13 protein-coding genes are annotated in these 13,079 nt (G+C 70.4%); all 13 read left to right on the top strand.

What is annotated here, in order from left to right; genetic code table 11:
* The first annotated feature begins 250 nt into the window (after window positions 1-250).
* The 13 genes from JJ691_RS30485 (at window position 251) to JJ691_RS30425 (ending at window position 13,079) form a co-directional block, all read left to right on the top strand.
* Window positions 251-1,543 (top strand): condensation domain-containing protein, encoded by a 1,293-nt coding sequence (locus JJ691_RS30485; RefSeq protein WP_211763042.1) that lies wholly within the window; start codon window positions 251-253, stop codon window positions 1,541-1,543.
* Window positions 1,544-3,004 (top strand): prenyltransferase/squalene oxidase repeat-containing protein, encoded by a 1,461-nt coding sequence (locus JJ691_RS30480; protein WP_211763041.1) that lies wholly within the window; start codon window positions 1,544-1,546, stop codon window positions 3,002-3,004.
* Between the two features lie 5 nt (window positions 3,005-3,009).
* Window positions 3,010-4,047: a polyprenyl synthetase family protein gene (locus tag JJ691_RS30475; protein ID WP_211763040.1), complete on the top strand. Its 1,038-nt coding sequence runs from the start codon at window positions 3,010-3,012 to the stop codon at window positions 4,045-4,047.
* Between the two features lie 5 nt (window positions 4,048-4,052).
* Complete coding sequence (locus JJ691_RS30470; RefSeq protein WP_211763039.1) at window positions 4,053-5,279, top strand: cytochrome P450; 1,227 nt, start codon at window positions 4,053-4,055, stop codon at window positions 5,277-5,279.
* A 19-nt stretch (window positions 5,280-5,298) separates the two neighbouring features.
* Window positions 5,299-6,300, top strand: a complete 1,002-nt coding sequence (locus JJ691_RS30465; RefSeq protein ID WP_211763038.1) for an LLM class flavin-dependent oxidoreductase — start codon at window positions 5,299-5,301, stop codon at window positions 6,298-6,300.
* Between the two features lie 11 nt (window positions 6,301-6,311).
* Window positions 6,312-7,214, top strand: coding sequence for a terpene synthase family protein (locus JJ691_RS30460; protein ID WP_211763037.1), 903 nt, complete (start codon window positions 6,312-6,314; stop codon window positions 7,212-7,214).
* Between the two features lie 410 nt (window positions 7,215-7,624).
* A complete protein-coding gene (locus tag JJ691_RS30455; RefSeq protein WP_211763036.1) occupies window positions 7,625-8,740 on the top strand; it encodes an IS701 family transposase in 1,116 nt (371 codons plus the stop codon).
* 130 nt (window positions 8,741-8,870) lie between these two features.
* Window positions 8,871-9,140 (top strand): acyl carrier protein, encoded by a 270-nt coding sequence (locus JJ691_RS30450; protein ID WP_211763035.1) that lies wholly within the window; start codon window positions 8,871-8,873, stop codon window positions 9,138-9,140.
* Between the two features lie 38 nt (window positions 9,141-9,178).
* Window positions 9,179-10,561 carry an aminotransferase class III-fold pyridoxal phosphate-dependent enzyme gene (locus JJ691_RS30445; RefSeq protein WP_211763034.1) on the top strand — a complete coding sequence of 461 codons (1,383 nt, stop codon included), beginning with the start codon at window positions 9,179-9,181 and terminating at the stop codon, window positions 10,559-10,561.
* On the top strand, window positions 10,558-11,016 hold the full coding sequence (locus tag JJ691_RS30440; RefSeq protein ID WP_211763033.1) for an acyl-CoA thioesterase: 459 nt from the start codon (window positions 10,558-10,560) through the stop codon (window positions 11,014-11,016). Before JJ691_RS30445 ends, JJ691_RS30440 begins: the two co-directional genes overlap by 4 nt.
* Complete coding sequence (locus tag JJ691_RS30435; protein ID WP_211763032.1) at window positions 10,961-11,476, top strand: 3-hydroxyacyl-ACP dehydratase FabZ family protein; 516 nt, start codon at window positions 10,961-10,963, stop codon at window positions 11,474-11,476. The genes JJ691_RS30440 and JJ691_RS30435 overlap by 56 nt, the downstream gene beginning before the upstream one ends.
* Window positions 11,473-12,594, top strand: a complete 1,122-nt coding sequence (locus tag JJ691_RS30430) for a beta-ketoacyl-[acyl-carrier-protein] synthase family protein (protein WP_211763031.1) — start codon at window positions 11,473-11,475, stop codon at window positions 12,592-12,594. Before JJ691_RS30435 ends, JJ691_RS30430 begins: the two co-directional genes overlap by 4 nt.
* The gene (locus tag JJ691_RS30425; RefSeq protein ID WP_211763030.1) at window positions 12,591-13,079 is read left to right on the top strand and encodes a hypothetical protein; all 489 of its coding nucleotides are present in this window, start codon (window positions 12,591-12,593) and stop codon (window positions 13,077-13,079) included. The genes JJ691_RS30430 and JJ691_RS30425 overlap by 4 nt, the downstream gene beginning before the upstream one ends.

The raw sequence follows: 13,079 nt of genomic DNA, 5'->3' as shown, positions 1-13,079 counted from the left end.
GCGCGCTCCTCGCCGAAGTAGGCCCCGCCAGCTCGCTCACAATAAGCCGGGCGCGATAGGCAATCTCCTAAACCTGGCCCCGAAAAACGATGGGCCCGGGAACTGGCGTGCCGCCAGTGTCGCCGGGGTTAGGGTGAGCTGGAAAACGATTCTCCGATCTCGCGGGTCGATCAAGGCCGGCGGGCCGCCCAATCATGCTCGCGGCCCGCACATCAATTCCCGGAAGAACATGTTCCCGGAGGTGCTCGCTATGGGGCTGACCTGGCCCGCGTCCGTTTTCCAACACACCCTGATGGCCACCGACCAGCTGCTGCCGGGCGGGTCCATCGGACCGCGCATGACCATGAGCGTGGCCGCCCGAATCACCGGCCCGGTCGATCTCGGTCTGCTGGACCAGGCGTACGACGATCTCGTCGCCCGCAACGACGTCCTGCGCACGACGATGGTCCAGGTCGACGGCGGCGGCTACCTCCAGCAGGTGCACCCGCACCAGGCCGTGCATCTGGAGAAGACGGATGGCCACGGCGCGACGCCGGGGCAGTTGGCCGACGAGTGGTCGCGCACCCCGGTGCCGTCGACCGCCGCGCCGCTGATCCGCGGCCACGTCGCCCAGCTCGACGACGGCGACCACGTCGTCGGCCTGACCCTGCACCACCTGCACACCGACCCGCGCTCGCTGCACCTGGCGATCGCCGAGCTGGGCCGGCTCTACACCGCCCGCGTCGACGGCCGGCCCGAGCCGGCGCCGGAGCTGCAGTTCGGCGAGTACGTCGAACAGCGCCTGGCCAGCGTCGCCGACCGGCTGGACGCCGACCGCGACTTCTGGCGCACCACCATGGCCGGTGCGCGGCCGATGGCCCTGAGCCCCGACCTCCAGCGCGACTGGGAGCGCCAGCCGAGCAGCGGCTCGTTTCGGATCCAGGTGCTCGACGCCGACCAGGCGGCCGTCATGGAGCGGTGGGCCCGCAAGAACCGCACCACCATGTTCGGGGCCCTGTTCACCGGCTTCAGCCTGGCCATGGCCGACCGGCTGGAGAACCGGGACGTGCTGGTCAGCACGGTGTTCGAGCAGCGCGACCGGCCGGGCACCAAGGACATGATCGGCCCGTTCATCCACCCGGCCCTGCTCCGGGTCCAGGTGCCCGAGGGCGCGAGCTGGGAATCGCTCGCGCCGCTGGTCCGGGACAGCGTGCTCAACGCGTACAACCGCGCGCACATCCCGGCCATCGAGGTGCTCGGCATGCATATGGACGTGCTTCAGGAGATTGCGATGCGGCCGGCCGGGCTGTGCGTTTTCCAGTACATTCCCGCGCACGTGTCGGAAAAGCCGATTCCTTTCGGCCCCGCGCAGGCGAACGTTGTTCCGGGTGACGAAGGCGGCCCGACCGGGGACGTCGGTCTCATGTTCCGGCTGCACCGGCTGCCGACCGGTGAAGTGATCGCTCGGGTCACTTTCGACGAACGCGATCTCGACGAGCCGCTGGCCCGGGAGCTGTTCGGCGAATTCGCGGCCCGGCTGTCCGAGCCGCTGGCGGGGGCCTGAATGTCGCGGCAGACCGAGATCGACGACCTGGTCCGGCAGGCGGGTCGGGGCCGCGTCAGCGACTCCGCCTACGACGTCGGATGGCTGGCCCGGCTCGGGGCCGCCGACACCACACTGTCCGAGGGGGCGCTGGCCTGGCTGCGCCGGCACCAGTTGCCCGGCGGGACCTGGGGTGCGCCACACTTCGTGTACCACCACGACCGGGTGATCTGCACCCTGTCGGCGATCACCGCCCTCGCCTTGCACGGCGACGAGGCCGACCGCCCGCGGATCGAGGCGGCCCGGCCGGGTCTGTTGTCCTCGTTGCGGAAGCTGGACGCCGACATCGCCGGCGAGACGATCGGGTTCGAGTTCCTGGCCCCGGCACTGCTCGGCCAAGCCCGGCAGTTGCGGCTGGTCGGCCCCGAGGTTGACGAGGTGCTGGCGCGGCTGTGCGCCTACCGCCAGCGGAAGCTGGCCCCGCTGCCGTCGGCGGTGGTGTCGAACCGTATGGCGCTGGCCCATTCCGCCGAGCTGGCCGACCACAACGACATGCACCTGCTCGACGTGGACAACCTGTTGGCGTCCAACGGTTCGGTGGGCTTCAGCCCCGCCGCCACCGCCCTGTACGTCACGTCTGTGGAGAAGGACGAGCAGGCGCTGGCGTACCTGGCTCGGATGACCGGCGAGGACGGCGGCGTGCCCAACGTCGGGCCGATCGACGTCTTCGAGGCGGCGTGGACGCTGTGGAACCTCGACCTTGCCGGGTCTGTCCCAAGTGGACAAGGGCGTCTGATCGAGCTGTTGCACGACGCGTGGACGCCGGGCCGCGGCGCCAGCTTCGGGGCCGGCTTCACGCCCGAGGACGGCGACGACACGGCCATGGTCTACGAGGTCCTGGCCCGCTGCGGCAAGCCGGTCGACATGGACGCGGTGCTGGCCTACGCCGGCCCGGAGCACTTCTACACCTGGTCGACCGAGCGCAACTCCTCGCTCAGCACCAACATCCACGCCCTCGGCGCGTTGCGGGCCAACGGCATTCCCTGGGACGACACGCTGACGCGGCGGGTGCTCGCGTACCTGGCCGGCCGGCAGAATCCGTGCGGGTACTGGGTCGACAAGTGGCACGCGTCGCCGTACTACCCGACCGCGCACGCGGTGCTGGCCGGGGTCGAGAGTGGCGACGACATGTTCCGCCTGGCGGTCGACTGGCTGGTCGCCAGCCAGCGGCCGGACGGCTCGTGGGGCCATTTCCTTTCCACCGCCGAGGAAACCGCCTACTGCCTGCAAGCCCTGGTGATCGCCCGGCGCTGCGGCGAGAACGTGCCGCGGGAGGTCGTGGACCGCGGGTACCAGTGGCTGGCCGGCCACGCGGACGGCCCGTATCCCTGGCTGTGGATCGGGAAATGCCTGTACTCGCCGGACCTGGTCATCCGCTCGGCGGTGCTGTCCGCGCTGGTGCTCGTCGAGGCGGATCGGTGACCACCATGGACACTCGCTTCCACGCCAATCTCGCCGACATCCGCCGCCGGGTCGACGACTACCTGGCCGAGCTGTTCGACACGACGCTGTGGGACGACTGGAAGTCGGCCGACCTCGACGAGTTCGGGTTCGCCCTGTTGCGGGAGGCCGCGATCGGCGGCGGCAAGCGCATCCGGCCGGCGTTCACGCAGTGGGCGTTCCTGGCCGGCGGCGGTGGCGTCGAGGACGACCTGGCGATCCGCGCCGGCGCGGTCTTCGAGCTGCTGCACACGTTCGCGCTGATCCACGACGACGTCATGGACGAGGCCGACACCCGGCGGGCCATGCCGACGCTGCATGTCTCCTTCACTGAGCGGCACTACGCGCTGGGCCTGCGCGGATCCGCGCAGCGCTACGGCGAGAACATGGCCATCCTGCTCGGCGACTACACCCTGCTGGTGTGTGCCCGGCTGGCCGGCTCCCTTCCCCCGCAGGCACAACAGGTCTTCTACCGGGCGGCCACCCGCCTGATGCACGGGCAGTACCTGGACCTCGAAACCTCGGCGATGGGGGAGTGGCACGAGGACGTGGCGGCCACCACCGCCGAGCTGAAGACGGCCAGCTACACCGTCGAGGGACCGCTGCTGGTCGGCGCGGGGCTCGCCCCGAACGGGGCTGCGCTCGAACCGTTCCTGCGCTCCTACGGCCGGGCGGTCGGCCAGGCGTTCCAGCTCCGTGATGACCTGCTCGACCTGTTCGGGAACGAGGCACAGACCGGCAAGCCGATCGGCGGGGACGTGGCGCAGCACAAGGCAACCCGGCTGCTGGAGATCGCCCGTCGGCGCGTGACCGGCCCTGATTCGGCGTTGTTGGGCCGTAACGACGCCGACCTCGACGCTGTCCGGACCGTCCTGCACAACTGCGGCGCGGTGGCCGAGCTGGAGCTGGTGATCGAACGGCTGGTGCTGGACGCGACCGAGGCGGTCGCGAACGCGCCGATGACGGCGTACGGACGGGAAATGCTGATCGACGCGGCGCGTTTCGCCGGCGAGCGGAAGTGGTGAGCACGATGCGGGAAGCGGCCTACATCCCCTGGGCGGACATGGATCCCGCGCTGCGGGCGATGATGGTGTACGAGCAGAACGACGCCTTCTCGGTGGCACAGCCGCAGCTCGTGTTCGATCGCCTGCGCCGGGAGAGCCCGGTGGTGCGGTGGGAGGCGGGCGTCGGGTTCTTCGCCATGGACGACATCATGGCCGCCTGCCGCAACCGGTCGATCGTGTCCAACCACCCGGACACCGGCCGCCCGTTCGGCATGGGCACCCGGGAGCCGCTGATCCCGGTGCACCTCGACGGCCTGGACCACCGCCGGTACCGGCGGCTGCTGGAGCCGCTGCTGTCCTCGGCCAAGGTGTCGCCGATGGAGCAGGAGATCCGCAAGCTGGCCGACGAGCTCATCGACGGCTTCGCCGGGGACGGCCGGACCGAGCTGTTCTCCGCCTTCTGCGCCCCGCTGCCGGCCACCCTGTTCCTCAACCTGTTCGGGCTTCCGTTGCAGGACATGACCTTTCTCACCGAGATGAAGGACCGCATCCTGGAGAACGAGGGCGCGGACCTGGCCCAGCGGGAGGAACTGGGCGTCGAGGCCGGCGACCGGATGCGGGCCCGGCTGCACGAGCGGCTGGCCGAGCGCCGCCGCGAGCCGCAGGCCCGCGACGACCTCATCGGCCGGTTCATGACCTTCGAGGTCGACGGCGAGCGCCTGGCCGACGACGAGATCGTCAACATCCTGCACCTGTTCACCATCGCCGCGCTGGACACCGTGACGTCGGCCCTGTCCTGCCTGTTCGCCTGGTTCGCGGCGAATCCCGAGCAGCGGCGGCAGGTCGTGGCCGACCCGTCCATGCTGCCCGGCGCGATCGACGAGCTGATGCGCTTCGAGAGCCCGGTGCCGGCCGGTGGACCCCGCTGGGCCAAGGAGGACACCGAGGTCAACGGCATCCCGGTCAAGCGGGGCGAGTTGGTGTTCCTGTGCTGGGGCAGCGGAAACCTCGATCCCACCGCGTTCGAGGACCCGCTGGAGCCGCGGCTGGACCGCAAGATCAGCCGGCATCTCGGCTACGCCGCCGGCGCGCACCACTGCCTCGGCATCCACCTGGCTCGCATGGAGCTGTTCGTCGCCATCGACCAGTTCCACCGCCGCATTCCCGACTACCACGTCACTCCTGGCGAGCAGCCGGTCTTCCGGCTGGCCGGCGTCCGCCAGGCCCGGCACCTGCCGATCACGTTCGCCTGAGCCCGGGAGGGGAATCGGCATGGCGCGACGCCATCTGGAAGTCCTCGGCACGGCTCCGTCGCCGCGCGACGACGCCCCGCTGCGGATCATCGCCGAACTGGCGCAGCGGGCCGAGCGGCACGGCGTGAACGGGCTGTTGGCCTTCTACAACCACAAGAACCTGGACCCGTGGGCGGTCGCCGGGGCGATCATGCAGCACACCAAGGCATTGTCGCCGCTCACGGCATTGCAGCCGTACTCCATGCCGCCGTTCACCGCGGCCAAGCTGATCCACGCCATGACCCGGCTGTACGGGCGGCGCATCGACATCAACCTGATCACCGGCGCGGCCAACGAGGAACTGGGCCAGCTCGGCGACACCCTCGACCACGACCAGCGCTACGAGCGGGCCATCGAGTACGCCAAGGTGTTGCGGGCGCTGCTGGCCGTGGACGAGCCGCTCAACCACGAGGGCAAGTTCTATAGCTATCGAGGTCTGTGGACGCATTCGTGGCTGCCGCCGGAGGAACGGCCACGGGTGTTCGTCGCCGGCTCCTCACCCGCGTCCCGGCGGGCCGCCGAGGAGGTCGGCGACATCGCCATCACGCACCCGGAGCCGGTCGACCAGTTCGCGCGGACTTTCCTTGACGGAGCGCGGACTGTGCGCACGGGAATCCGCATCGGCCTGATCGCCCGGGACACTGACGAACAGGCCTGGCAGGTCGCCCACGAGCGCTACCAGAGCGACCGGCGGACCCGGCTGAAGACCGCCATGCGCCGCAAGTCCGACTCGGACTGGAGCCGGCGGATGGCCACGCTGTCGGCCGACGTCCACGACGACGTGTACTGGACCGGGGCGTACCAGGCCGACAAGGGCTCCATGCCGCTGCTGGTCGGCAGCCACGGCCGGGTGGCCGACTACCTGGACCGGTATCTCGCGCTCGGGGTGGACACCGTGCTGCTGGGCGATCTTCCCACCGAGGAGGACTTCCGGCACGCCGGCGCCGTGCTCTCCGACGTGCGCAAGCGTGTCTCGGTGTGAAGGGGTTTCCGATGACTGCACAGGGTTTTCCGTCAGCGGCGCAGTGCGTGCCGATCGCCATGCGCTCGCTGGGCGTGCTGGCCGACCTCCGCTCCTGGCTCGCCGGACCGGCCGCCGGCCTGGAGAACCTGCCCATCGAGGCGATGGCCATCTCGGCCGCCACGATCGCCCCCTGGCGCTCCGTCGGCCAACTCCGGGCTGTCGCTCGGATGTACGTCTGGACCTACGCCCTCGACGACCACGTCGAGCAGGCCGTCACCTCGCTGCCGGAGCTCGACGACCTGTTCGCCCGGTGCCTGAACGTCGTTCGCACCAACCAGCCCGACACCAGCCACCCGCTGCTGACCGCCCTGTCCTCCTGCCAGCGGGACCTCAGCGCACAACCGCTCTACCCCGCGCTCGCCGAGCTCTGGGCGGCCAAGTTCGCCGACGACCTCAAGGCCGTCCGCTACGACTGGCTCGTCAGCCGGGGCGAGATTCCCCGGACCGACATCCGCGACTACCTCGACCATGCCAGCAGCGTCACCCTGTGGATGAACCACTTCCCCCTGTGGGCCACCGCCGCCGACGCCGACCTCATCGACCACCTCGATGCCCTGGTGTCCTCTTTGGATGATCTCACCGTCGTGGTGCGACTGGCCAACGACCTCGCCACCTTCCACCGCGAGAGCCGCACCGGCGACAACAACATCCTCATGTACCCCGGCGTCAGCCCGGCCCAGGTCCGCACCGAACTGGCCCGCCGGGCCGAATCCGCCACCGCTCGGCTGTCCGCCCTGGTCGATCGTGACTTCGCCCCGGCCGTTGAACTCATCCGCCTGCTCGAATGGTCCACCGTCTTCTACTCGTGCGGCGACTTCCGCGGCTGGGGCTCGGACGCGGTCCCGGAGCCGGTCCTGGGGTCGGCGGGCTGATCGGGCGCAGGGTCGCCGCCGCTCGGCGGACGCCGTGCCGCCGAGCGGCGGCGGTGAAACGGACGTTGCCCGTTCACGGGTGATGTGCCTTTCGTGAATATCGCCGAATGATGGTTGAATATGTTACCCCCGTGGTGAAGTGAATTCTCGCCCGATCGTGCCGTCACCGCGCGTAGTGAATGATCATTGGCTGGTCCAACCCGGTGATGCGGGTGTCCGCCCTGACAATGGTTGGCTACGCTTCCGGGCTGTGTGGGCATGGGGGCGAGGTGATCGCGGCCGCTAGTCTGTCATGTCGACGTCCGGGTGGGGCGCCGGCCGGAAGGATGTGCGCGGCTGGCGACGACAATTGTGCGTCACACTGGGGGATAACTGTCATGCTGTGTGGAGAAGAGCGCTTACGGGCGCGGATGCCGAGCGATCTCGACCTCGGCGACACGACGCTGGGCGAGCTCTGCTCCCGGCTGTTCGTTTCTCTGCCGAGAAAAGATCAGCGGGCCAGGGCCGCCGAGTATGTGTGCGGCCTGTTGGAAGTGGACGGCCGGAAATCGATCCGCAACATCGCGGCGCTGATCGGCGGTGCCACGACCGAGCAGAAACTGCACCATTTCGTCAGCAGTTCGACCTGGGACTGGCGGCTGGTCCGCCGGGCACTGGCCCAGTACGTCTTCACCATCGCGCCGCCGCGGGCCTGGGTGGTCCGCCCGCTGGTCATCCAGAAGGCGGGCGAGCATTCCGTCGGCGTGGAGCGCCGTTTTCTCGCCGATATCGGACAGGTGGTCAACGCCCAGCGCGCCACCGGTGTCTGGGCGGCTTCCGCGGACATGAGCGCACCGGTCAACTGGCGGCTGCACCTGCCGACGGCGTGGCTCAACGACCGAGAGCGGCGGGCCCGTGCGGCGATTCCCGACGGGGTGACCGAGAAGTCACCGGCCGACTGCGCGGTCGAGACGTACCTGACGATGTCGTCGGACTGGGGCCTGCCGGCCCGACCGGTGGTGATCGACGGCCGGGACACCGAAGTCGCTGTCCTGCTGGGCCGGGTGAGCCGGGTGCTGGCCCGGATCGGCGGCGCGCTCCCGCTGACCGTGCGGGACCCGGTGCTGACCGGGCGCGGCAACGACGAACTGCCGGCGCGCGAGATCATCGGCATGTGCCGGGACCTGCGCCGCCCGGTCACGGTGGCCGGTCGGACCACGCTGGTGGCCGCCGTCCGGGTGGCGTTGCCGAGCCGGCCGGGCGAACTGCTGCTGATGGGTGAATGGGGCAGCGCGCGGGGCTGGCCGACCCGGCTCTGGATCACCGACATGCTCGACGAGCCGCCGGCCGAGCTGCTGGAGCTGGACCGGCTCACCCAGCGCGTGGACCGGGATTTCACCCGGATAGCCGACCAGGTCGGCATTCGGGACTACACCGGCCGGTCGTACGACGGCTGGCACCGGCACACCACGCTGGCCTCGGTCGCGCACACCGTCGCTGTGCTGAGCGGGGACGTCCGCGACGACGAGATCAGCCGCGCCTGCTGACCTGACGGATTCCGCTGACCTGACGGATTTCCCGCCACGTGACGGACTGAGCGTGACTGCCTTGGTGGATGCCCCGGGCCAAACCCAAGATCGGGGCATCCGCCGCACGTGGCGCTCAGGAGGGAAAACCATGGATGTTCTACAGGCGATCAAGGGAATCCTCACTTCCGAGGTGCTGGTCGAGGTCCCGGCCGAGCGCATGACCCTGGACGACAGCCTGCGCGACCTGTACGGGCTGGACTCGCTGGGCTTCGTCGAACTGCGGGTGCAGTGCGAGGACATCTTCGACGTGGTCATCTCCGACGACGACTTCTCGCCGGAGAACTTCACCACCCTGGGCGGCGTGTTCGCGCTGGTGGAGAGCCTGGTCGCGGCCAAGGAGAAGACGCCAGTCGCCTGAACCTGTCCCGCCGACCACCAGCTCTGGGGGAGAAACCCTTGTCCGCTCCTGCGAAGTCCCAGCTCACCGCCGCCGACCTGGCCCAGCTCCGGCGCAGCCAGGAACTGCACTTCAACCACTACGACCGGACCCCGCTGCCGTTCGCGTGCCTGCGCGGCCAGGGCATCGAGATCGAGGCCGCCGACCTGTCCGACGGCGAGCTGTTCCGGCTGCTCGACACCAGCGGCGGCTACGGCAGCGCCTGCCTCGGCGCCGGCCACCCGGTCGCGCGGCAGTCGCTGCAGCGGGCGCTGGGCGAGGCCGGCTACGTCACCGACGAGCTGGCGTCCCTGGAACGCGCCCGCATGCTGGACTGGCTGTTCGGCCCGGAAGGCCTGTGGGGCCAGCACTTCCCGGCCGGCGAGTACCACGCCAGCGGGCGCAACTCCGGCTCGGAGGGCATGGAGCTGGCGATCCGGCTGGTGCTGGAGTCGCGGTTCGACACCCGCCGGCTGCGGCCCAAGCCCGGCAAGGAGAAGCGGGACACGATCCTCGCGTTCGAGGGGGCCTGGCACGGCTGGACCGACGGCCTGCTGCCGCTGCTCAACCGCCGGCACTACCGGATCGGCCTGCCCGGACCGGCTGCCGACGACCAGTACGGCATCCGGGTCGAGCACATCCCGTTCGGCGACGCCGACGCGCTGCGCGAGTACTTCGCCGAGAACGCCGACCGGCTGCTGGCCGTGGTGGTCGAGCCGATCCAGGGCGACGCCGGCATTCTGGTGCCGGCCAACGGATACCTGCGCGGCCTGGCCACGCTGTGCGCCGACAACGAGGTGCTGCTGGTTGCCGACGAGGTGCTGACCTTCGCCAAGTCCGGCCAGTTCTTCGCGATGCGCGACGAGGACGGACCGGTGCCGACCGACATCACGGTCATCGGCAAGAGCCTCGGCATGGGGATGCTGTCCACCTCGATGGTGATCGCCCGGCGCACGCTGAAGACCCGCAGTTCGGGCGCGGTCGCCACCTCGGACCTGCGGCCGGTCACGTGCGCCGTGATCCACGACGGCCTGCGGCACATCGTGGAGGCCGACCTGCTGGGCCACTCCCGGGAGCTCGGCGCGCACCTGTCCCGGCTGTTGGACTCCGAGCTGGTGCGCCAGTTCCCGGACCTGTACACCGAGGCCAGGGGCCAGGGTGTGATGCACGGCGTCGAGCTGTCCGACCTGGCCGCCTCGCGGCTGGACGCGTTGCGGGCCAACGTGATCCGGTCCGGGGTGTACGTGGAGTTCATGGCCGGCGCGGGCAAGCGTTCCCACGGGCTGCGCTACGTGCACCCGACGATGCGGATCGCGCCGCCGCTGATCACCACCGTGGCCCAGGTCGAGGAGATCGTCGGCAAGATCGCGGACGGCACCCGGCGGTTCCGGGAGTCGCTGTGACCACACCGTTCCGGCGGCGGGTCGAGCACGTCGACACCGACGCCTCCGGGGTGGTCCACTTCTCCCGCTACGTCTCGCTGATGGAGACGGTGGTGCTGGAGTTCCTGGAGGACCGCGAGGCCGGGCTCACCGCGCTGGCCGAGCAGGGCGTCGACCTGGCCGTCACCCAGCTCCAGGTGTCCTACTCCCGGCCCATGACCTACCGCGACGTGGTGGTCGGACACGCGCACGTCGAGCACGTCGGCGGCGCGAAGTTCCGCGCCACGGCGGTGCTTTCCCGAGAACCCGACGCCGTCCTGGCCACCGGGAGCCTCACCTTCGCCGCGGTGGACCCGACCACCGGCGGCCCGGTGCCGTTGCCGGCCGCCCTCCGGCAGACCCTGAAAGGAATCGCAGCTGATGCAGGTCTCGACGCAGGACAGCGCGCCGCCGCGGCTCCAGGAGCCCACGCCTGACCGCATGATGGGCTTCTCGGAGCTCAAGAAGTACCTGCGGCACGGGCACCCGATGATCTACATCGACCGGATCACCGACCACGAGCCGGGCGTGTTCCTCAAGAGCCTGCTGTCGGTGTCGGGCAACCTGGACGCGATCGCCGGCCACTTCCCGGAGCGGGGCATCTACCCGGGCAGCCACCTGATGCAGGCCTACGCCCAGTCCGGCATCATCCTGTACCTGCTCAGCAGCCGCCCGCTGGAGGACGACGAGCTCACCCTGATCGGCTCGGTCAAGGCCCGGTTCACCAAGCCGGTCGTGCCCGGCGACCAGGTGCTGTTCGACGTGCGGGCGGACCGGTTGCGCGGCAACCTGTTCTTCTTCTCCTGCCAGGCCACCGTGGACGGAAAGTCGGTCGCGGCGTTCCGCGGCACCCTGACCAGGACCAAGATCGAGGCGCTCGGCCGGCAGCTGTGGTGACTGCCCCCGTCGTCACGGGGATGGCGTGGTCCACCCCGCTCGGCGCTGATCTCGACGGCGTCTGGGACCAGCTGTGCGCGGGGCGGACCGGGGTCGCCCCGGTCGCCTCGCCGCACCAGCTGCGTTCCGAACTGGCCGCCGTGGATTCCTCGGTGCCGTACCGGCCCGAGGCGGCGGCCGAGCGTCAGGTCACGTTGGCCGAGCGGACTCTGACGGCGGCCTTCGCCGACGCCGGGCTGGCCGCCGATGATCCACGGGCTCTGCTCGTGCTCGGCACCAGCTTCGGGGCGGACTTGGACGGACCGCCGCTGGACTGGACAACGTTGGCCGCCAGGGGCATCGGCCACCCGCACCGGCCGATGTGCGTGACCACCGCGTGCTCGGCCGGTTCGGACAGCATCCTCGTCGCCGACGCGCTGATCCGCAGCGGACGCAGTCAGGTCTGCGTGGCCGGCGGCGTCGACGTGCTGACCGAGGCCAAGCGGCTGGGGCATTCCGCGCTGGGCACGATGAGTCCGTCCGGGCTGCGTGCGTTCGACGAGGGTCACGACGGCATGATTCTCGGTGAGGGCGCGGGATTCCTGGTGCTGGAGTCGGAGGAGTCCGCGCGCCGGCGGACGGCCCGGGTCTACGCCCGGCTGGGCGGCACCGGCTCCGCCAACGACGCCGCCGGGTTGACCGCGCCGGATCCGTCCGGCCGCAGTGTCGTGGCCGCCGTGCGCCGGTGCCTGGACCGGGCCGGCCTCGATCGGTCGGATGTCGGCGTGGTCAGCGCGCACGGCACCGGCACACAGCTCAACGACCAAGTCGAGGCGTCGAGCTTGAACCAGCTGTTCGGCGATCTCGACCCCGGGCCGATCGTCTTCGGCACCAAGGGGGTTCTCGGGCACAGCCTCGGGGCCACCGGCGCCATCGAGGCGATCGCCACGATCCTCGCCCTGCGGCACAAGACGGTTCCGCCACTGGCCGGCCTGCGCTCGCCCCTGCCGGAGTTCACGTTGCGACTGCCGGCCGACGGTCCGGCCGAAGTCCCGGCCGGCGTGGGGATCAGTCTCACCCTGGGCTTCGGCGGCTTCAACACCTGCCTGCTGTTCAGCGAAGGAGGATGGCAGCGGTGAGCGGTCGGCTGATGGTCGAGGATCCGGCGCAGTGCGCCGACAACCGGCCGTCCTTCTACGCGGATCCGGTGGCGTGGCTGGTCGCCCGGGCGGTCGAACAGACGCTCACCGAACCGGTGGAACGCGACCAGGTCGCGGTGCTGGTGATGAGCGCCACCACCACGCGGCCGACGATGGCCGGCATCGCCGACAAGGCCGCGCGGGGCCGGGTGTCGCCGCTGCGGTTCGCCGGCGCCAATCCGGGCATCCTCGCCGGCTTGACCTGTATCCAGCAGGGTTTCACCGGTCCGTCGCTGGTGCTGGCCAACGAGCCGGCCGACGCGCTCGACACCGCCGCGGCCGTGGTCGACTCGTGGCTGGACTCCGGGCAGGCCCGGCACGTCGTGTGCGTCGCCCATCGCGCGGACCCGAACGGTCATCAGGCCCGGGCGGTTGTCGTCGGCGGGCACGACGACCGGGCCGACCGGCTGGCCCAGCTGCTATGA

The sequence above is a fragment of the Kutzneria sp. CA-103260 genome (assembly GCF_018263855.1).
Taxonomy (GTDB): Bacteria; Actinomycetota; Actinomycetes; order Mycobacteriales; family Pseudonocardiaceae; genus Kutzneria.
Note: the sequence above shows the minus strand (reverse complement) of the source record. Positions and strands in the feature narration are given on the sequence as shown.